Here is a 19,846-nt window from a genome sequence, read left to right on the forward strand (position 1 = left end):
GCTTACGCGCCTGCGCAATGGCTGCGTCTGGCGCCAGATACCGGCCTCCATCGGAGAAACTGTCCGAGGTTATGTTGACGATGCCGAAAATGATGAGCGATTTATTCATGGGGGCTTCTATAATAATAATAATCGAGCATGAGTCTCATACGGATGCTCGGGTCGAAAGGGAATCCCCAGGCGAGTAACCTGTTTGCGGTGATCCATTAGCTGCAGGAGCAGAATAGCATACATCTGGAAGCAAAGCCAGGAAAGCGGCCTATGGAGCTGTGCGGCAGCGCTCAGTAGGCAATTTTTCAAAATATTGTTAAGCCTTTTCTGAGCATGGTATTTTTCATGGTATTACCAATTAGCAGGAAAATAAGCCATTGAATATAAAAGATAAAAATGTCTTGTTTACAATAGAGTGGGATATGTGGAGTCGATTAGTCCAATTTCTCGGTCAAAGCCCAAGGCCTTTTCGGCATTAACCAAGAGTCTGCTTAAGCACAATTTTCTGGTGGGTAATCATAACTTTTGCCTCATTTGTGATGGATTGATCTATCTTGATTCTACTGAATCGGATCATCGGATTGCCAAAGCCGTAGGTGGGCAAGGTGTTCTAGAGAATGGTCTGCTGGTTCATCCCATCTGTAATAGGATGAAATCAGATCTGAGCCTGGAAGAGATTAGAGCGGATTTGTTTGGTGAATTACTGTATTAATCAACAGAGCGATGAGCTCATTTTTGCAGAAGTATCAATGATTAATCACATGATTTAACTTTTGATACATTCAGCCAATATGGTTATTTTTAATTCAGTCCAGAATCACAACCAGAAACTAGCTGTAGTTTCTGAATGACCGTCAAGGTCCTTAGTTTCGCCCATAGATTCCCTCTGTGGGCTTTTTTTGATCAAAAATTGTATAGATGCTCTAAAATAAACCTTTTAGCATTTCATAAGCAATTAGGATTAAGGCTGAGACCATCAGCACAACAAAAATGAGTTCCACTCTAGTTAACAACTTAGTTCCATTTACTTTTCACTTAATTTATATAGCAGTTAACTCGTAGCATAAATGACATAACATGACATGGAAAATAATCAAAAAGACAGAATTTGGATTTTGATCAGATCTGCATGTTTACATGCTTCTACAGCAGCTTTGAATGTTTCACTTAACCTTTAAACTTTTCTTAAAACTAAATATATTTACATATACATTCTAAAATTTGATAGAATTTATTAAAACTTTAGATTCTAAGTGTAAATAATGAGAAGCGCTAATATTCGACGTGATGGCTACTTAAAATTTCTGAATACATGGCAAGACCGTGATGTCATTAAAGTGCTTTCGGGTGTACGTCGCTCTGGAAAATCCACCTTGTTAGCGATGTTTCAACAAGACCTAAAAGCACAGGGTGTACAAGCCGAAAACATCATTGCTATCAATTTCGAATTTATGGAATTTGAAGAACTCACAGATTACCGTAAACTACATGATTATGTACTGTCTAAAGTTGATAAAAGCAAAAAAAACTATGTTTTTTTAGATGAAATACAACATGTTACCAATTTTGAGAAAGTAGTCGACTCCTTATATGTTCGGGATTATATCGATTTATATATTACAGGCTCAAATGCATTCTTTCTAAGTGGAGAACTTGCGACTTTACTTACAGGACGCTATATCGAGCAACACGTTCTACCTCTGTCATTCCAAGAATTTAAACAGTGGCATATTGAAAATAATCCGATCATCCAACAATTATCCAATCGTGATTTGTATGCCATGTATACGCGCAGTAGTTTCCCTTATACGCTTGCCATGACTAGCCAGCAGGAAACTTATGATTACTTGCAAGCGGTCTATGCCAGTGTAATGTTTAAAGATGTTATTCCCCGTTTGAATACGGCCGATATTAACTCTCTCGAGCGTGTCGCAAGATATTTAGCAAGCGTGACAGGCTCACCCATTTCCATCAATAAAATTAAAAATACCTTTGTTTCAAGTGGGGTTAAGATTTCATTTGAAACAGTAAAACGCTATATTCAGGGCTTACAGGACAGTTTGTTATTTTATAGTGCCGCACAATTTAAAGTACGCGGGCGTGAGTTATTACAATCCTCTGAAAAATACTATTTAGTTGATGTCGGATTGCGCCGGATTATGTTGCCTGATGCTAATGCTGATCAAGGTCATATCTTAGAAAATGTGATTTATCTTGAGCTTGTCAGACGAGGTTATACGGTCTATGTAGGGCGGGTTGATGAATATGAAATTGATTTTGTTGCTGTCGATACTTTACAGAATTTAACTTATTATCAGGTGGCATTAGAAACGCTCAATGAGGAGACACTCAGCCGAGAGTTACGTCCATTACAGAAAATTTCTGATTCGTATCCCAAGTATTTGCTTACCTTAGACACGATAGGGACTGAAGCGAATTATAATGGTATTGTAAAAATGAGTGCTCTCGATTGGTTGCTATCTGAAAATAAGTAAAGTTGAGGGTAGACATGGATACTCTTATTTATTAATTAAAACTCAAAGACTTTTCAGCATCATTCAAGAATGTATTCAAGCATAATTTCTGCTCCAATTGTGATGGATCGATTTACCTCGATTCGATTGAGTCAGACTATCATGATTGAGCCAGAGTCGCTTACTGAAAGTAGCGAGAATTGCGCTGGAGTTTCTGAAGGAAATTAATTCCTTAGTTTGCCCATTCATCCATCTGGGCATTTTTTTTGATCAAAATACAGTGCTGTTCTTGCTAAAAAATGACGGCACCCACCATAAAACACAATATTCCAAAAATAATCCAAGGCCAGATCTTTGTCTTCGGTTGTTCTAAATTCTGAGGATTATATTCCGTGTGTTCTAGCGATGTCGGTTGTGGAACACGGGTCTTTTTAGAGTAAGGCTGGTGTTTAGAGTAAGATAGTCCCGTACCTGGAATACCGACACTGGTTCGCGTACCTTTTTTTCCAATATTTAGAGAAGCACCAGGTTTGCCAATGCTGGCACTGCTGATGCCTTTATGGGTCAGATTAATTTTAAAACCCGGGAATAATTTAATACTTTTACGAAATCTAAAACCCATATTGCTCTCATTCTAAAACTTAGCTCAATTCACGCGCTATACCAGGATCCATGATCTGCTAGAGATCGTACTTTGACGGCTATCATCAGGATACTAGTATATTTTTTATCTGGTGATTGCAATACTACCTTTAAATACCGTCAAAAATGTTTACTGTATATTTGCTGTAGGGTAATCTTAAAACTGCTATTTATTGACTGATTGGTATATGACGACAGATAAGCATGAAGTCCTTCTCAGAATGAGAGCCATTGAACTCCTTGCATACTGGGAAGGTCGTTTGGTTACCAATCGTTTGATGAGCTGGTTTGGGCTGAGTCGACAGCAGGCTTCTGCGGATATCAAGCGTTACAATACGCTGTATAACCCCGATGCCTTGATTCATGACCCCTCCGTAAAAGGCTATGTGCCTAAAGCCAGCTTCCAGCCTGTACTGACTACAGCGCATATCAATGAATATCTCAATATGCTCTCGGGCTTGGTCAGTGAATCGCATGCCCTGATTGCGATGCCAGAACCGAATCTTGCAGCAGTTCAATTACCTGATCGCAGTGTACGTCCTGAAGTGATTCGGGAAGTTTTGCGTGCCTGCCGCAACCAAAGTACTTTAAAAATGATTTATGCCTCGATGCAGAATCCGCAGTGGCATGAACGCATCATTTCCCCACACACCCTGGTGTATACCGGTTTTCGCTGGCATGTCCGTGCCTATTGCCATCAGAGCAAGCAGTTTAAGGACTTTTTACTCTCCAGAATTGATCGCACACCTGTTGTGGTGGCGATTGAGTCAGTAGACCCTGCTCAGGATCAGCAATGGCATGAAGAAATTGTACTGACGCTGATCCCTAATCCAAAATTGAACTCATCACAACAAGCGCTGGTCGAAAAAGACTTCGGCATGCCCGATGGCAGATTACAGATTCCGGTGAAAAAAGCCCTGGCTCACTATACCTTACAGCGATATCAGGCCGCAATCACGCTGGCTGAGGCGGAAGATGCCTTGAAATATCCCTTAGTGTTAAAAGGTTCAGATATCGAAAAGCTGTCGTCTTACCTGTTTGATCAGGCGTCATAAGGAGATTGGCCATGTTAGAGCAATTTCATTATGACAGTGACCTGATTGGTGGCTCCCTGATGGTGCGTGAAAGTCGGCTTATCGCGGATCTGTTATTACGAGAAGCGACTCCAGAACAATGGCATCAGGCAATTCAGATTGACAATATTCTGCAAAAAAGAACGCCTGCTTCAGCTCAACGCAATGCCACCGCTATTCGTAAGCGTCTGGAGCGCTTAGAGCCTGATTTCTGGAAAGCTTTGCGTGATGGGGATGATGAGCTGGCGACCCAGGTGGCTTTTTGTGGGGCACTGGAACGCAACCTGTTGCTGCTTGAGTTTATGGAAACGGTGATGAGGGATGCCTATATCTCCCAGGCGCAATACTTGGACAGTTATATCTGGTCAGACTTTCTGGATGAGCGCTCACAACGCGATCCGGATATCTGTGATTGGAAAGAGTCCAGCAAGAAAAAAATGGGGCAGGTGGTGTTTCGCATGCTGGCAGAAGCCGGTTACTTAAAAAGTACCAGTAAGCTGGAGTTACAGCGCGTGATCGTCAGAGCAGAGCTGCGTAGCCTGTTGGAAGAACATTATAAACAACGCATTAAAAGATCTATGGAAGTGTCGCTATGGACGCGGTAGTTGTAGAGGGGCAGCAATGAGTCAAACAATACATGAGCGTCTGAACCAGATTCCAGAGCGAATACTTTCAACCGAGTTTCTCACCGGTCAAGGGTTGGGCAATGAAATTGGCTTCTGGATTTTTGATTATGCACCTGAAGATGAGTTGAAAGTGCGCGAATATCTGCATTTTCTAGACGGGATGCTGGAGAAAAAACACAGTCAGCTGAAGGTGGTGAATATCAACCTGCTGCAAGCCGTGGTGGATTATCTGGCTGAACGTAACTTCATCGATAAAGCCATTCAAATGCAAAAAGCCAAAGGCGATGAGGCGCTGCTCAAAGCGCTGAAAGGCCCACTGCATATGGATAAGTTCGCGCCCTATCTGGTGAGTAAATATGCCACCAATGCGCAAGATATTGTGTTGATGACTGGGGTAGGGTCGGTTTGGCCACTGTTACGTGCCCATCACTTATTAAACAGTTTGCATTCGTTACTGGGGCATAAGCCAGTGGTGCTGTTTTACCCAGGTTATTACGACGGTCAAGCGATGAGTTTATTTGGAAAAATTCCAAGCAATAATTACTACAGAGCATTCAGATTAGTGCCTTAACACGGCAAATAGAAATAAGAATTCGGGGGAATTGATTGAGATGAACATTAAAGAACTTTTTTATAAGCCATTAGATCGTGCGATTAACGGGGTCGTAAAAGCAGACCAGAATGACAATACTACGGTTTATCAGGAACTCGATGAGTATGTGGTCACCAATGAACTGGAAAAGCATTTTCGGGACTTTTTCCAGTCTTATGGCACAGACCTGAGCGATCCTTCGATTGCCAACCGTGTCGGCGTATGGATTTCAGGCTTCTTTGGTTCAGGTAAATCACATTTCCTGAAAACCTTGTCGTATATTCTGGCCAATAAAGTGGTACGTGATGCGCAAGGTAACGAGCGTAGCGCCGCAGAATTCTTTGATGAAAGCAAAATTCGTGATGCGTTTATCCGTGCCGATATTGGTAAGGCCGTCAGCCATCATGCCGATGTCATCCTGTTTAACATCGACAGTAAAGCCAGCTCCAATGATGATGGCAATCCAATCCTGAATGTGTTTTTACGTGTGTTTAACGAGTATCAGGGTTTTAGTGCTGACCATCCACATATTGCCCATATGGAACGTCACCTGAGCCAGAAAGGTGTCTACGAACGCTTTAAACAGGCGTTTGAGGAATCTAGCGGCATGTCCTGGCTAGAGGAGCGTGACGGCTATCAGTTCTATCAGGATGATGTTGAAACCGCGATTTCCCAAGCCCTCAACCTATCCGCTGAAGCTGCACACAAGTGGTTTGAGGATTCTGAGCAGACCTTTAGTGTTTCGGTGGAAAACTTCTGTCAGTGGGTGAAAGAATACCTGGACAGTAAAGGACCCCAGCAACGCATGTTGTTCTTGGTCGATGAAGTGGGGCAGTTTATTGGCAGCGATACTCGCTTGATGCTGACATTGCAAACCATTACTGAAAACCTAGGTACGATCTGTAAAGGCCGCGCTTGGATTATTGTCACCTCACAGGCAGACATCGATGCTGTTTTAGGTGAGATGTCTTCTTCCAAAGCCAATGACTTCTCCAAGATTGCTGGTCGTTTTAAAACCCGGTTATCACTGTCCAGTTCCAATACCGATGAAGTCATCCAGAAACGTTTATTACGTAAAACCCCAGAAGCAGAAGCATTGCTCAGATCGGTGTTTGAGCAAAAGGGCGATATCTTAAAAAACCAGATCACCTTTGACCGTTCAGGCCCAACACTCAAGAACTATGAGGGTCCAGACAGCTTTATCAATAACTATCCTTTTGCGCCGTACCATTTCCAGCTGGTGCAAAAAGTATTTGAAGAAATCCGTAAGGTCGGTGCGACCGGTGCACACCTGGCCTATGGTGAACGGTCCATGTTGGATGCGTTCCAGATGGCCGCGAATGCGATTGCTACAGATGAAGTCGGTGCCCTGGTTCCTTTCCACCGCTTCTATACTTCAGTGGAAGGATTTCTGGATACTGCAGTGAAGCGTACCATCGACCAGGCAGGGCAGAATAAGACCCTGGATGGTTTTGATGTGCAGATGCTGCGTACCCTGTTCATGATCCGCTATGTCGATATCATCAAAGGTACCTTGGATAACCTGGTGACTTTGTCGATTGAGAAAATTGATGAAGATAAGCTGGCATTACGCAAGCGGATTGAAGAAAGCCTACTGCGTCTGGAAAAAGAGAGCCTGATTACTAGGAATGGTGATGAGTTCCTGTTCCTGACCAATGAAGAACGCGATATCACCCGTAAAATTAAAGCCACAGACTTAGCGGCTTCAGAAGAAAATAAAGAGTTAGCTAATCTAATCTTTAAAGATTTACTGAGGGATCAGAACAAATACCGCCATCAAGCCAACAAGATGGACTATCAGATTGGTCGTTTTCTGGATGGTCATAGCCTGGATGGCAAGTATGAGAGCGATTTGAAAGTTGAAATCATTTCTCCACTGGATACGGAATATAACCTCTACACAGAAGCTTTCTGTATTGGTAAGAGCGCCGAGGCCGAAGGGCAGGTACTGTTTAAACTGGCAGACGATAAACAGTTCTTTAATGAACTGCGCACCTGGCTGAAAACCAATAAATTCATCCGCTTAAATGATGATGGTACCCAATCCGATATCACCCGTATTCTGGCAGACCGTGGCCGTGAGAATCAGGAGCGTAAAAAACGTCTGCGTGCCCGGGTCGAAGAAATGTTGCTGGACGCGGAAAGTTATGCCTTGGGTCAACATCTACAACTTTCATCTTCAAGTCCAACCACCAAGCTGGATGAGGCTTGTCGTTATCTGCTGGAAAACACTTATACCAAACTGAGCTATTTGCATGTCTATCAGCAGGATGCCTGGCGTGAACTGAACGCCGTCTTGACTGTTGATGATATGGCGCAACTCGGATTGTCTCTGGATGGCGGTCAAAGCAATCCGAAAGCCCTACAGGAAGTGGAGCAGTACATTGCACTACGCGCCACTGGTACAGAGCGTATTCTAGTCTCAGATGTGGTGGATCGTTTTGCCAAACGTCCTTATGGCTGGCCGGATGCCGAGATTTTACTATTGGTGGGTCAGCTGGCTGCGATGGGGCGGATTTCTCTGCAGTTAAATGGCGGCAGCTTACAGTTAAAAGATGCCTTTGAGCCTTTACAAAACAGCCGCCGTCGCCGTGATGTGTCGATCATTAAAAAACGCCAGACTGATGATCAGGTGTTGAAACAGGCACGCCAACTCACCCAAGACCTATTCTCGGCTATGGGACCAGCGACAGAAAAAGAGCTATTTGAATTCTATACCCAACATTTTAAAAACTGGTTAGCCAACTTTAAGTCTTATAAGAGTAAAACTGATGTCGGGCAGTTCCCAGGCAAGAAAGTGATTGAAAAGTCGATTCTGACTTTGGAACGTCTGCTGGCGAATAGCGACAGCTTCGATTTCTTTAAGGCCGTGGTTGAGAACAAGGACGACTATCTTGATCTGGAAGAAGATTATCGTGACATTCATGAATTCTTTAGTAACCAGATGCCGAGCTGGCAGCAACTGCAACAGGCCTTACGTCATTTTGAGAAGAACAAACAGGCGCTGGGCAGTGATGAGGTGGCAAAAAAAGCCCTCTCCGAATTACACCGTATTTCGACCCTTGAATCACCATATGGTTTACTCAATAAAATCGCTGATTTGGTTCGCACTGTGGAAAGCGTCAATGAGCGACTGTTGAGTGAGAAGCGCAATCAGGCGATAGAACACATTGATGACAAGATCAAGCAGTTAGAAGCCGAGATTAAAAACAGTGGCATCGCTACCGCTGAGCTGAGTAACAAGCTATTACGCCCACTACAATTGTTCAAAGCGGATATTGAAGTGGAAACTAGCCTGTCCACCATCTATATGCTGCAAACCCAAACCGCCGTGGAGCGTTTTGATGAAGCCTTGTATGAGTTGGAAAGCGAAGTTCAGACGGAAATCCAGCGTCAGGCCAAAGCGGCACAACTGGCTCAGAGCAAAGCCGAGAGTGTAACTAACACTGCAACCACCTCCAGCCCAGCTACATCAACACCTGCTGCGAGTCCGGTACAGCCTGCGATAGCCGTAGTGCCACCGAAACCAGTGGTAGAAGTTGATGTCGCTAGCATTTACAGCAAAAGCTCAAGCAGTGTCTATCTGGAAACAGAAGAATCAGTGGATCAATTTGTAGACGCACTCAAAGCTGAATTGAAAAAAATCGTGAGTGATAAAAAGCGTGTGCGTATTCGCTAACTTGGGTTAGGGATATCGGCATCAGTCATTGATTAAGGGTTTAAAGATGAATACCAGTAATATTAAAAAATACGCACCGCAAGCACGAAATGATTTTATCGCAGCGATGCGCAAACAGGCCGCCAAATACGGCATCACCGCAGACAGCATTTTACCGGCTGAACAGAAAGGCGACTTGCTGCTGATTGGCGATCAGGTTTTTCCGCTATCCGTCATGAAACCACGTGACAAGCTGATCAAGCGCATTCAAACCAGCAGTTTTGAGCAGACGATTGATTATATCGCTTATAGCTGGTTTAACCGTCTCTGTGCGATTCGCTACATGGAATGCAAAGGCTTACTGGATCATGGTCGCCGTGTACTCAGTAGTGCCGATGGTAGTGCAGGCTTGCCACAGATTCTGGAAGAATGTCTGGATATTGACCTACCGGGTTTAGATGCCAGCCGTGTGGCTGAGTTAAAGCTGGATGGCAATAAAGACGAAGAGCTGTATCGTGAGCTGTTACTGGCTCAGTGTCATGCGTTGAATCAGGTGATGCCACTCCTGTTTGAACAGGTTTCTGATGAGTCTGAACTACTGTTACCGGATAATCTTACCAAAACCGATTCGTTGATCCGTGATTTAGTGAGCAGCATTCCGGAAGAAGACTGGTCGGATGTGCAAATTATTGGCTGGTTGTATCAATTCTATATTTCTGAAAAGAAAGATCAAGTGATTGGTAAAGTCGTCAAGAGTGAAGACATTCCTGCAGCGACGCAACTCTTCACTCCAAACTGGATTGTGAAATATCTGGTGCAGAATAGTGTCGGTCGTTTATGGATGATGGCGCATCCAGAAAGTACGCTGGCCAGTGAGTGGGAATACTATATTCAGCCAGCGGAACAGACCGATGAGGTCAATGCCCAGTTAAAACAGCTGATTGATGTGCGGATCAGTGAAGATGGCGATACTTTAAACCCTGAAAGTATTACGGTGCTCGATCCTGCCTGTGGTTCGGGGCATATTCTGGTGGAAGCCTATGATTGCCTGAAAGCGATTTACTTAGAGCGTGGCTACCGTAGCCGAGATATTCCGCGTTTGATTCTGGAAAACAACCTCTACGGCATTGATATTGATACCCGTGCAGCACAGTTGGCCAGTTTTGCACTGCTGATGAAAGCACGTGAAGATGACCGCCGTTTATTTAGCAATCCACCGAAGCTGAATATTATTGCGTTGCAAGATAGTCAGCCTAAACGTTTAGAAGCATTTAGCCAAGATTTAGCTAGTGCCAATATTGCACAGACAGATTTAAAAGAACTTCTGGATTTATTTGAACATGCTTCAACCTTTGGTTCTTTGATTCAAATCCCTCAAGCATTTGCGAAGAAACTACCTAATTTAGAAACCAAGCTGAATACAGCATTAGCGTCAGGCGATATTTTTAGTCAGCAGTCAGCACAAGAGATGTTACCTTTAGTGCTACAGGCTAAATTACTCACCAAGCAATATGATGCTGTGATTGCTAACCCACCATATATGGGCAACAAGTACTTAAATCCAAATCTTAAAACCTATCTAAAAAAGAATTATCAAGGTTATGAAAAAGATTTATTTTCAGCTTTTATGATGAGGAATTTAGAGCTGACCAAAGAAAGTGGACAGCTTGGTTTTATGTCACCTTTCGTTTGGATGTTTATTTCATCCTATGAAAATTTGCGTACACATTTTATTGATAATGCAACTATTACGACTTTAATTCAGCTTGAATATTCTGGTTTTGATGGAGCAACGGTACCTATTTGTACATTTACCTTGGCTAAATCGCATATCAAAAATTTCATAGGTTCATATATAAGGCTATCTGATTTTAAAGGTTCAGAAAATCAAGAACCAAAGACATTAGAGGCAATTAACAACAGAAAGTGCGGTTGGTTCTATGATGCTAAGGCGGATAAGTTTAATAAAATTCCTGGGAGTCCTATTTCATATTGGGTAAATGATAGGACGTGGAATTGTTTTGAAGAAAATAAAAAAATATCTGATGTTTCACGAATAAGAGAAGGAATTAATACGGGTGATAATGAGCGTTTCTTACGTAGATGGTGGGAAGTCGAATTACAAAATATTGGATTCAAAAATAATATCTTAGATGAATTCTACTATAAGTGGGCACCTCATAATAAAGGCGGATCTTTTAGACGTTGGTATGGGAACCAAGAATATGTTATGAATTGGTACGCTAATGGGCAAGAAATACATGATTACCACAATGTTCCATTAGACTACAATGGTGCTCCAGTAAGAGGGAAAGCCGGATTTTTTAAAGAGTCAATTTCTTGGAGTCGTATAAGTTCAGGAAGTTTTGCATTACGTTATTATCCACATGGTTTCACATATGACTCAACAGCGCCATCAATTTTCTGTAGAACAATTAACTCACTGGCACTTGGTGGTTTTTTAAATTCTAAAGTAGTGAATCATCTACTTTCTGTAATGAGCCCTACATTAGATTTTAGGATCACTAATTTAAATAATTTACCTATTGCCCAATTCGATCAGGAAACAGTAGTTGGGGAAGTAACTAAATTAACTAAATTATCAAAAACAGATTGGGATTCATACGAAGCCTCATGGGACTTTACTCAAAATCCAATTATTCGTACTAAACAGCAAAACTTAGAACAAGCCTTTAATACATGGCAACAACAAAATGCTGACGCCGTGGCTGAAATGAAACGTCTAGAAGAAGAAAACAATAAGCTGTTTATTGACGCTTACGGTTTACAGGATGAACTCACCCCAGATGTACCTGATGAGCAAATTACTCTAACCCGTGCCGACCGTGAAAAAGACAGCCAGCGGTTAGTCTCCTATGCACTTGGCTGCATGATGGGACGTTATAGCCTGGATGAACCAGGTCTGATCTATGCCCATGCAGGCAATCAAGACTTTGATGCCAGCCGTTACCAGAAATTCCCAGCCGATGCTGATGGCATTATTCCATTGACCGAAATGCACTGGTTTGAAGATGATGCTACACACCGTATCCAAGAGTTCTTAACTGCAGTGTGGGGTAAAGATACACTGGATGCCAATATGTTGTGGCTAGCAGAAAGCTTGGATAAAAAAGCTAGTGAAACAGCTGAAGATACCATTCGCCGTTACTTAGCCAGCAAATTCTATAAAGACCACATGCAAACCTATAAAAAGCGTCCGATCTACTGGTTATTTAGCAGTGGTAAACAGGGGGCTTTCCAGGCGTTGGTGTACTTGCACCGCTATAACGAAAGTACTTTGGCACGTATGCGTACTGAATACGTGATGCCGCTGATTTCCAAAATGTCCGCTATGGCCAATTCTTTGGAAAGTGAAATCGAAAACAGTGATTCTGCTGCTGAAATCAAACGAAAAGAGAAAGAATTGCAAAACTTGCATAAACAACAGGCTGAACTGAGTAGCTTTGAGGAAAAACTGCGCCACTATGCGGATCAGCGTATATCACTGGATCTAGATGATGGGGTGAAAGTGAACTATGGCAAGTTTGGGGACTTGTTGGCTGAAGTGAAAGCTGTGACGGGGGAAAAGTGATGAATAGCTTTTCTTGCGAACGAGATCATGCAGAGGTGTTTGCATGAACTTAAATCAACTTCAGCAAGGCCTAGAACAAGCCTTTTATACTGAACAGCACCGAATTGTCTTTTGGTATGATGCAGAACAGTCATTTACTGAAGAAATCAAAGCCCTAGAGCTAAATGATGTCCAGATTCTGAATATGGCAGAAGAATCCAGCCTTGCGATTAAGCTTAAACTGGAACTTGAGGATCAGCAGGGTAAATACTTGCTGTATTTCCCAAGTGCTGAGCCTGAAACTGAAAAAGACTGGTTACTGGACATCAAGCTGTATTCACGCAGCTTCTATGCCGATCGTTTCTCGATTATTTTTAATGAGCTGGGTTTACAGCAGCAGAGTCTAAGAGAACATCTGGGCAAACGTGAAGAATTCCTTAAAGCCAAAGCCCGTCTGAGTACATTGAAACGCCATATCCAGCCTGATGCAGATGCACAGGATCTGGATATGGCCATGATTGCAGCTGTGGTCAAGGCTGACAGTGCCGAACTTATGCATATTGTCCTGGCGTTGGCAGATGAAATGGTACAGCAGAATCTGGATTTGGAAGTGAATCCAGACTCCTTTGCTGAACTGGAAAAATTCCAACTGGTGCCAGCTTTAGTCACCGCATTACAGGCCGAAATTGGTTATCCAGCATCGGTTGAAGAATTGAATGGGGAAGTACCATTCAAGCTCGGTACGTTCTTTATCCGTTTGATGAGCACAGGTTTTTGTGAAAGCCTGGGCGATATACCGCTATGGGCTCAGGAACTGGTGATGTCATCTGTCAGTTCACGTGCGACGGCTAGAGCCTTCTTGTCGCGCTGGAGAGACAGTTCTAAATACTACCCAACCTTCGATACGCTTTCCCAGACCGTGGCGAATGCACTGCGGATCCAGGAGAGGGTCGGGGCCTTTGATCTGGGGCAGCTGCTGGATGTCATGACCTTTGAAGTGATTGAACAAAAGATCATTGTTGATTTGGCCAGTCATATCCCTGCAGCAACCAAAGCTGAACTGGAACATTTCAGAACGATTATTTCTACCCGTCTGGATGGTTATTGGGCTTCCAAACATAAGGACGATGCAACCCGCCGTAAATACCGTACCGTCTATACAGCGTTGCAGGCAGCGATTGAGCTGTTCAGTCTGCGATTGCAGTTTGATTCTGGGTTCTATTTCGACTCTAGTGAAGCCTTGTATAAAGCCTACGAGCAGGAGTTGTATCGCTTTGATATGGCCTATCGCCACTACAGTGCTGCTTCTCAACGCGCTCATGTCGATATCCTGAAAAAACTTGATGAAGAAGTCGAAAATTGCTATTCCTACTGGTTTATTGACCACTTGGCACGAAACTGGGGAGAGCGGGTTGAAGCTGAGCAACGCTTGAATGTCTGGAAAGTGGCAGATATCCCAAATCAGCAGAACTTCTACGATACCCACGTCAGACCCTTACTCAATTCTGCAACGAAACGCCGTATTGTGGTAATTATCAGTGATGCTTTCCGCTATGAAGCTGCAGTAGAGCTGCGTGATCGAATCAATGAAAAGCGTTATTCTGAAGCGACCTTGTCTTCACAGCTGGGCGTTGTCCCAAGTTACACCACACTTGGCATGGCCTCGTTGTTGCCGCATCAGACTTTGGAGTACAAAGAGGCCGCAGGGGATGATGTTTTAGTAGATGGGCAGTCCAGCAAAGGGACTGCAGCACGATCCAAAATTCTGGCTGCCTATAATGGATTGGCGGTTACCGCTGAAACGGTAAAAGGTTGGTCGCGTGATGAAGGCCGTGAAGCACTTAAAGACCATGATTTGATTTACGTTTATCACAACGTGATTGATGCTCGGGGAGACAGTGCCTCTACAGAATCAGAAACCTTTATGGCGGTGGAACATGCCATTGAAGAGCTGACTGAACTTAGCCGCAAAATCTTGATGCATTTCAATATTTCTACCCTGTTGATCACAGCCGACCATGGCTTCTTGTTCCAGCAAAGTAAACTGGAATCTGCGGATCGTTCAAGCTTGACTGAAAAACCGACCAATGCATTGAAAAGCAAAAAACGCTATGTGATTGGGCATGGTTTACCAGAGAGCAAGGAAGCATGGAAAGGCTCAACCCAAGCTACGGCAGGCACACTATCTGCGACTGATTTCTGGATTCCAAAAGGGGCGAACCGTTTCCATTTTGTGGGAGGCTCACGTTTCGTACATGGCGGAATCATGCCTCAGGAAATCGTAGTGCCTGTACTGACAGTAAAACAGCTGCGTGGTGAAAAGGCTGGACAGCGGACCAAGCGTAAAGTTGAGGTCATTTCTACCAAATCCACGCTGAAGATGGTCAATAACATCCAGAAGTTTGATTTGATGCAAACCGAAGCTGTCAGTGAGCTGGTCATGCCAGTGACTTTATCCATTGCCATTTATGATGGGGATCTTAAAGTTTCCAGTGAAGAAACCTTGACTTTTGATAGCAGTACCGACTCTGTTGCCGATCGGGTCAAACAGGTCAGACTGTCATTATCCGGTACTGATTTTGACCGTAAGAAGGATTACTTCCTAGTGCTGAAGGACAAAGACCTGAATATCGAAATGCAACGCTATAAGGTCACCATTGATCTGGCATTTACCGATGACTTCTCCTGATAACGAATTAACGATAGAGCGTAGCCTACATGGAATCTGCTAACGATAAAGAACTGGATCAGCTGCTGAATGAACACTTTGCTGGGCGGGTGGTACGTAAGGATCTGACTAAACTGATCAAAGAAGGGGCAAATGTCCCTGTCTATGTACTCGAATACCTGCTGGGGATGTACTGTGCCTCGGATGATCCAGAGATCATTGAACAGGGACTACGTAACGTAAAGACCGTACTGGCTGAGAACTACGTCCGACCGGATGAAGCCGAGAAGGTGAAATCCCTGGTCCGTGAACGGGGCAGTTATAAGGTCATTGATCGGGTGACTGTAAAACTGAATGAGCGTAAAGACAAATACGAAGCATCATTTAGTAATCTGGGCATCAAAGATGCCGAAATCTCGGCAGGCATCGTCAAAGAGTATGAAAAATTACTTGTTGGTGGTATCTGGGTCATTGCTACGCTCAGTTATTATTTTGAAGAAGGACAGACTAGTTCTCCATTTGGGGTGAGTTTACTCAAGCCGATTCAAATGCCGAATATGAATATGGATGAACTTTTCAGTGGCAGAGCAGCATTAAGCACTGATCAGTGGCGCGAGAGTTTAATCCGTTCGATCGGCATGGAACCGGCTTCGTTAAAAGAGGATGTACAATGGCACCTATTAGCGCGTATGGTTCCGTTCGTTGAAAATAACTATAACGTCTGTGAACTTGGACCACGCGGTACCGGGAAAAGCCATATTTACAAAGAGTGTTCACCGAATAGTATTCTAGTTTCAGGTGGGCAAACCACTGTCGCCAATCTGTTCTATAACATGAGTAGCCGCCGTATTGGTCTGGTGGGGTTGTGGGATGTGGTGGCCTTTGATGAAGTTGCCGGTATTTCCTTTAAGGACAAAGATGGCGTTCAGATCATGAAAGACTATATGGCCTCAGGATCTTTTGCCCGTGGTCGTGAACAGATGGAAGCCTCAGCTTCGATGGTTTTTGTGGGTAATATCAACCAAAGTGTGGAATCCTTGGTGAAGACTAGCCACTTATTGGCTCCTTTTCCTGAAGCAATGATCGATTCAGCATTCTTTGATCGCTTTCATGCCTATATCCCGGGTTGGGAAATTCCAAAAATGCGTCCGGAATTCTTTACTAACCGTTATGGTCTAATCGTTGATTATCTGGCTGAATTCTTCCGGGAAATGCGTAAGCGTAGTTTTGCGGATGCCATTGAGAAGTACTTTAAGCTAGGGAATAACCTGAATCAGCGTGATGTGATTGCCGTTCGCAAGACGGTTTCTGGATTGATGAAGCTGCTCTACCCACATGGTCAATTTAACAAAGAAGATGTACGGCAATGCCTGGAATATGCGCTGCAGGTGCGCCGTCGGGTCAAAGAACAGCTGAAAAAAATTGGGGGGATGGAATTCTATGATGTGCATTTTAGCTATATCGACAATGACACCCTAGAAGAGCATTTTGTTTCGGTAAAAGAGCAGGGTGGAGGTGGACTTATTCCCGAAGGTCCTGCTAAACCAGGCTTCCTGTATACCATTGGCCTCAGTAATAAGGGCATGCCAGGCTTATACCGCTTAGAACTTCAAGTCACTAAAGGTTCAGGAAAATTGGCGACATCTGGCTTATGGAATTCAAGTAGTGCCAAAGAACAGGTCAAGATTGCTTTTGATTACTTCAAGGCCAATGCATCCCGGATCTCGGGGGGGAGTAAGGTGCTGGAACATGATTTCCATTTACATGTGGTGGAATTACAGAATACCGGCCCGCTCAGCCATCTTGCTCTGCCAAGTTTAGTGGCTTTCGCTTCTGGCCTCTTAGGACGATCGGTTCAAAGTCAGATGGTGGTACTGGGTGATATGAGCTTGGGTGGTTCAGTGACACCGGTGGAAAGTATTGCCGAATGTCTGCAAGTTGCTTTTGATGCGGGTGCCAAGAAGGTTGCTTTGCCAATGAGTAGTGCGGCAGATATCCCAACGATTCCTGTGGAACTGTTTACCAAGTTCCAGACCAGCTTTTATGCAGATCCGGTAGATGCTGTGTTTAAGGGGCTAGGGGTGGATTAATTTCATATCTGTCTGGAAGAGTTACAGTAGATTGTTTTAAATTCAGTTTCTCAAGTTAAACACCATGTTGTAAAAGCATAATACTGCCTCTTTTAAAGAGCTAGTATTTTAGGGGGGATTACCCTTCATTTTTTCTTGATCAGATATCTGTTGTACTTTGACAGGATTTTGTTGATCTAAATATTTTTGATACCAAACACGCAATGTTTCAGGAGTACAACCGATTTTAGGATCAATAGCTGTGATTGCTGCCCAAGTAGAAGGATAATCTTTTTCAGATTCAATTAGTAATTGAACCGCTCTTTCTCTGATTTCAGGGGGCAATTTTACTTTGCCATTTGTAAGGTAAAAGGGGTCAATTTTAGAATGCCGTTGACAATGTATCGCCTTTTGAGTTTGAAGCAATGTACAATGATAAGATTAACCCGTTAGGTCAGGTGGCCTAACTTAAATAAAAAGTCTCCGACAAACCCGGTACGGTTCACTATCTATTGTTATTCTTACCTGAAATTGATGTGAGCTTATAGAGACAAGGTAAATTTGCAAAAGTGCCGGCTATTCAGTGTTCATTGAATGTTTAATTTAATTTATTAAGCTTGACCTTGGAGTGGCTCTAAGCCTTATACTTGGTACAAATTTTTCGATTGTTATGATGATGCGTTCTACTACATGGATTACAGTCTTGGTTGGATTGTTCATGTTCCAAAGCTTTTGGAATGTGGCGGCGGCCTTTTGTGTCCATGAACAACAGCCTCAATCACAGCAGAGTTATCATTTTGGTCATCACCAAAATACCTTGTGTGCCAGCGATAGTCGTCAACACGATCATAATGGACAGTCAGAAAACATAAAAACATTCAGTAGCGATTTAGAAATCGGTGAAGATCATCAAGATCATCTACCATCGATGACGCATTTGATTGTACAAAATGAAAAAGTAGATGTGTTTCATCCAAGCTCTGAAGTTAAAGTGAATCCACAATTTCATTGGAAAAACAGCTATCAGGCTCCTGACCTGTTTCAACAAAGCCCACCTCCCAAATTTTCCCCGCTCATGGTGGGGTAGCCTAAAACATTCCCACCACTTTTATTATTTAAATAAGTGGGAAAAATCATGTCTTCACAATCAATTATACTCTTGCGTCATAGCTTGGTTGCTTGTATATGTGCAGCGGCTATGCAATATAGCTATGCTGAAAACGTTACCAGCTTTGAATCCGCTTTAGCAAAAGTACAAAGTTACCAGACTCAAGACAAGCTGTGGCAACAAGTTCAGCAAATATCTGAATTGAATATTCAGCAAAGTCGGTTATGGCAGAATCCAAGTATAAGTTTAGAACAGTCTGGCTTTGGCTCAGGTCAAGAACAGGAATTCAATGTTGGCGTTAGTCAACCTCTAGATCTATTTGGTCAGCGTAAGCTGAACCGGGTGATTGCCAATACCTCGAATCAACAAATCCAATTGCAACAGCAATTATGGAAGGCACAAAGCCAACTGATTGTTAAATTTGCATGGTCGCAATTTGCACTTGCTGAGGTTGAGCAGTCTGCTTATTCAGTACAGTTAAAAACAAGTAAAGCCAATCTGGACAGTGCCCAGAAACGCTATCAGGCAGGCAGTATTGCCCTGGTTGATTTTGAGCGTACCCAAATTGAAGCGCTAGAAATCCAACGACTTTATCAGCAAGCGATGCTGAATAAACAAGCTGCCGGTCGTCAGCTGTCTAATTTGTGGGGGGGAGAAACATCTTCACATCTTCAATTGAATAAAACCGCTATCCCTTGGCCAGAGCAAAGTCTCCAAACTGTGCAACGGTATATTGCTGAAGGGTGGCTAGAAAAATTCTATGCCTTGAACATTCAGCAATCGGATCATCAAATTGAAAATTTAAGAATTCAGGCACGTCCCAATCCGACTTTAAATGTAGGCATGAAACGTAGCAAAACCCCTAATGAAAGCAACGATACGACTTTGGCAATCGGCGTGGCTATTCCACTGAATATTTTCAACCGCCAGCAATATGCGATCCCGATGGTCCAGCAACAGCAAATATTGCTGAACCAACAGCAGCAGCGTGAGCTGAAGCAACAAATACTCAATATTGCCAACAGCATGCATCAGCTCAAAGGTTTACGTAGCCAGTTCGATGCCACAACAGCACAAGTTACTTTGGCGACCAAAGTTCAGAGCCGTACTTTACAAGGGTTTCAGGCAGGGAAACTGTCCATTACCGACGTTCAGCAAGCAACCACCCAACTGCAGAATCTTCGATTGGGTCAATTACAAATTCTACGTCAAGCTTGGCAAACTGCCCTCGCAGCTGAGGCACTCAGTATTGGCACAAGTTATGAAGAAATTAGCCGTTCGGATGCCTATACACAACTGAATAAAAAGGCAGTCGAAGCATCGCAAAATTTAATCAATGGGGGAGCACGATAA

At 43.3% G+C, this 19,846-nt stretch carries 11 protein-coding genes and 3 pseudogenes; 11 read left to right on the top strand and 3 right to left on the bottom strand.

Features of this window, described 5'->3' with window-relative positions; translation table 11 throughout:
• Positions 1–109, bottom strand: a pseudogene (locus tag FTV13_RS12070) (dihydropteroate synthase); the annotation flags it as partial.
• A 282-nt stretch (positions 110–391) separates the two neighbouring features.
• Between FTV13_RS12070 and FTV13_RS12075 the strand changes: the two are divergent.
• Positions 392–703, top strand: a pseudogene (locus tag FTV13_RS12075) (HNH endonuclease signature motif containing protein); the annotation flags it as partial.
• Between the two features lie 550 nt (positions 704–1,253).
• Entirely contained in the window at positions 1,254–2,486 is a 1,233-nt protein-coding gene (locus FTV13_RS12080; protein ID WP_001255534.1) for an ATP-binding protein, read from the top strand.
• 271 nt (positions 2,487–2,757) lie between these two features.
• Here FTV13_RS12080 and FTV13_RS12085 read toward each other — a convergent pair whose 3' ends face one another.
• Positions 2,758–3,087 (bottom strand): DUF4236 domain-containing protein, encoded by a 330-nt coding sequence (locus tag FTV13_RS12085; protein ID WP_000506885.1) that lies wholly within the window; start codon positions 3,085–3,087, stop codon positions 2,758–2,760.
• A 208-nt stretch (positions 3,088–3,295) separates the two neighbouring features.
• Between FTV13_RS12085 and FTV13_RS12090 the strand changes: the two genes are divergently transcribed.
• From FTV13_RS12090 to brxL, 7 genes are read left to right on the top strand one after another with little or no spacing between them, the layout of a single operon-like run.
• Entirely contained in the window at positions 3,296–4,162 is an 867-nt protein-coding gene (locus FTV13_RS12090; RefSeq protein WP_159153678.1) for a WYL domain-containing protein, read from the top strand.
• 11 nt (positions 4,163–4,173) lie between these two features.
• Positions 4,174–4,785: a DUF1819 family protein gene (locus FTV13_RS12095; protein ID WP_180012149.1), complete on the top strand. Its 612-nt coding sequence runs from the start codon at positions 4,174–4,176 to the stop codon at positions 4,783–4,785.
• Positions 4,786–4,801: 16 nt separating this feature from the next.
• Positions 4,802–5,377, top strand: coding sequence for a DUF1788 domain-containing protein (locus FTV13_RS12100; RefSeq protein WP_002010699.1), 576 nt, complete (start codon positions 4,802–4,804; stop codon positions 5,375–5,377).
• Between the two features lie 40 nt (positions 5,378–5,417).
• Complete coding sequence (gene brxC / locus FTV13_RS12105; RefSeq protein ID WP_180012151.1) at positions 5,418–9,098, top strand: BREX system P-loop protein BrxC; 3,681 nt, start codon at positions 5,418–5,420, stop codon at positions 9,096–9,098.
• A gap of 46 nt (positions 9,099–9,144) precedes the next feature.
• Positions 9,145–12,669 (top strand): BREX-1 system adenine-specific DNA-methyltransferase PglX, encoded by a 3,525-nt coding sequence (pglX, locus tag FTV13_RS12110; RefSeq protein WP_180012153.1) that lies wholly within the window; start codon positions 9,145–9,147, stop codon positions 12,667–12,669.
• Positions 12,670–12,712: 43 nt separating this feature from the next.
• Positions 12,713–15,337 (top strand): BREX-1 system phosphatase PglZ type A, encoded by a 2,625-nt coding sequence (pglZ, locus tag FTV13_RS12115; protein WP_180012155.1) that lies wholly within the window; start codon positions 12,713–12,715, stop codon positions 15,335–15,337.
• Positions 15,338–15,366: 29 nt separating this feature from the next.
• On the top strand, positions 15,367–17,406 hold the full coding sequence (brxL, locus tag FTV13_RS12120; RefSeq protein WP_005021615.1) for a protease Lon-related BREX system protein BrxL: 2,040 nt from the start codon (positions 15,367–15,369) through the stop codon (positions 17,404–17,406).
• A 123-nt stretch (positions 17,407–17,529) separates the two neighbouring features.
• Here brxL and FTV13_RS12125 read toward each other — a convergent pair.
• Positions 17,530–17,766, bottom strand: a pseudogene (locus FTV13_RS12125) (hypothetical protein); the annotation flags it as partial.
• A 295-nt stretch (positions 17,767–18,061) separates the two neighbouring features.
• Between FTV13_RS12125 and FTV13_RS12130 the strand changes: the two are divergent.
• Both FTV13_RS12130 and FTV13_RS12135 read left to right on the top strand, forming a co-directional pair.
• Positions 18,062–18,472 carry a cation efflux protein, CzcI-like gene (locus FTV13_RS12130; protein WP_211100789.1) on the top strand — a complete coding sequence of 137 codons (411 nt, stop codon included), beginning with the start codon at positions 18,062–18,064 and terminating at the stop codon, positions 18,470–18,472.
• A 48-nt stretch (positions 18,473–18,520) separates the two neighbouring features.
• On the top strand, positions 18,521–19,846 hold the full coding sequence (locus FTV13_RS12135) for a TolC family protein (RefSeq protein ID WP_035269736.1): 1,326 nt from the start codon (positions 18,521–18,523) through the stop codon (positions 19,844–19,846).

The organism is Acinetobacter sp. YH12235 (assembly GCF_013417705.1).
Lineage (GTDB): Bacteria > Pseudomonadota > Gammaproteobacteria > Pseudomonadales > Moraxellaceae > Acinetobacter.

Coding starts and splice junctions, on each gene's coding strand:
- FTV13_RS12080 (WP_001255534.1), top strand. CDS start 1,254: ATGAGAAGCGCTAATATTCGACGTGATGGCTACTTAAAATTTCTGAAT.
- FTV13_RS12085 (WP_000506885.1), bottom strand. CDS start 3,087: ATGGGTTTTAGATTTCGTAAAAGTATTAAATTATTCCCGGGTTTTAAA.
- FTV13_RS12090 (WP_159153678.1), top strand. CDS start 3,296: ATGACGACAGATAAGCATGAAGTCCTTCTCAGAATGAGAGCCATTGAA.
- FTV13_RS12095 (WP_180012149.1), top strand. CDS start 4,174: ATGTTAGAGCAATTTCATTATGACAGTGACCTGATTGGTGGCTCCCTG.
- FTV13_RS12100 (WP_002010699.1), top strand. CDS start 4,802: ATGAGTCAAACAATACATGAGCGTCTGAACCAGATTCCAGAGCGAATA.
- brxC (WP_180012151.1), top strand. CDS start 5,418: ATGAACATTAAAGAACTTTTTTATAAGCCATTAGATCGTGCGATTAAC.
- pglX (WP_180012153.1), top strand. CDS start 9,145: ATGAATACCAGTAATATTAAAAAATACGCACCGCAAGCACGAAATGAT.
- pglZ (WP_180012155.1), top strand. CDS start 12,713: ATGAACTTAAATCAACTTCAGCAAGGCCTAGAACAAGCCTTTTATACT.
- brxL (WP_005021615.1), top strand. CDS start 15,367: ATGGAATCTGCTAACGATAAAGAACTGGATCAGCTGCTGAATGAACAC.
- FTV13_RS12130 (WP_211100789.1), top strand. CDS start 18,062: ATGCGTTCTACTACATGGATTACAGTCTTGGTTGGATTGTTCATGTTC.
- FTV13_RS12135 (WP_035269736.1), top strand. CDS start 18,521: ATGTCTTCACAATCAATTATACTCTTGCGTCATAGCTTGGTTGCTTGT.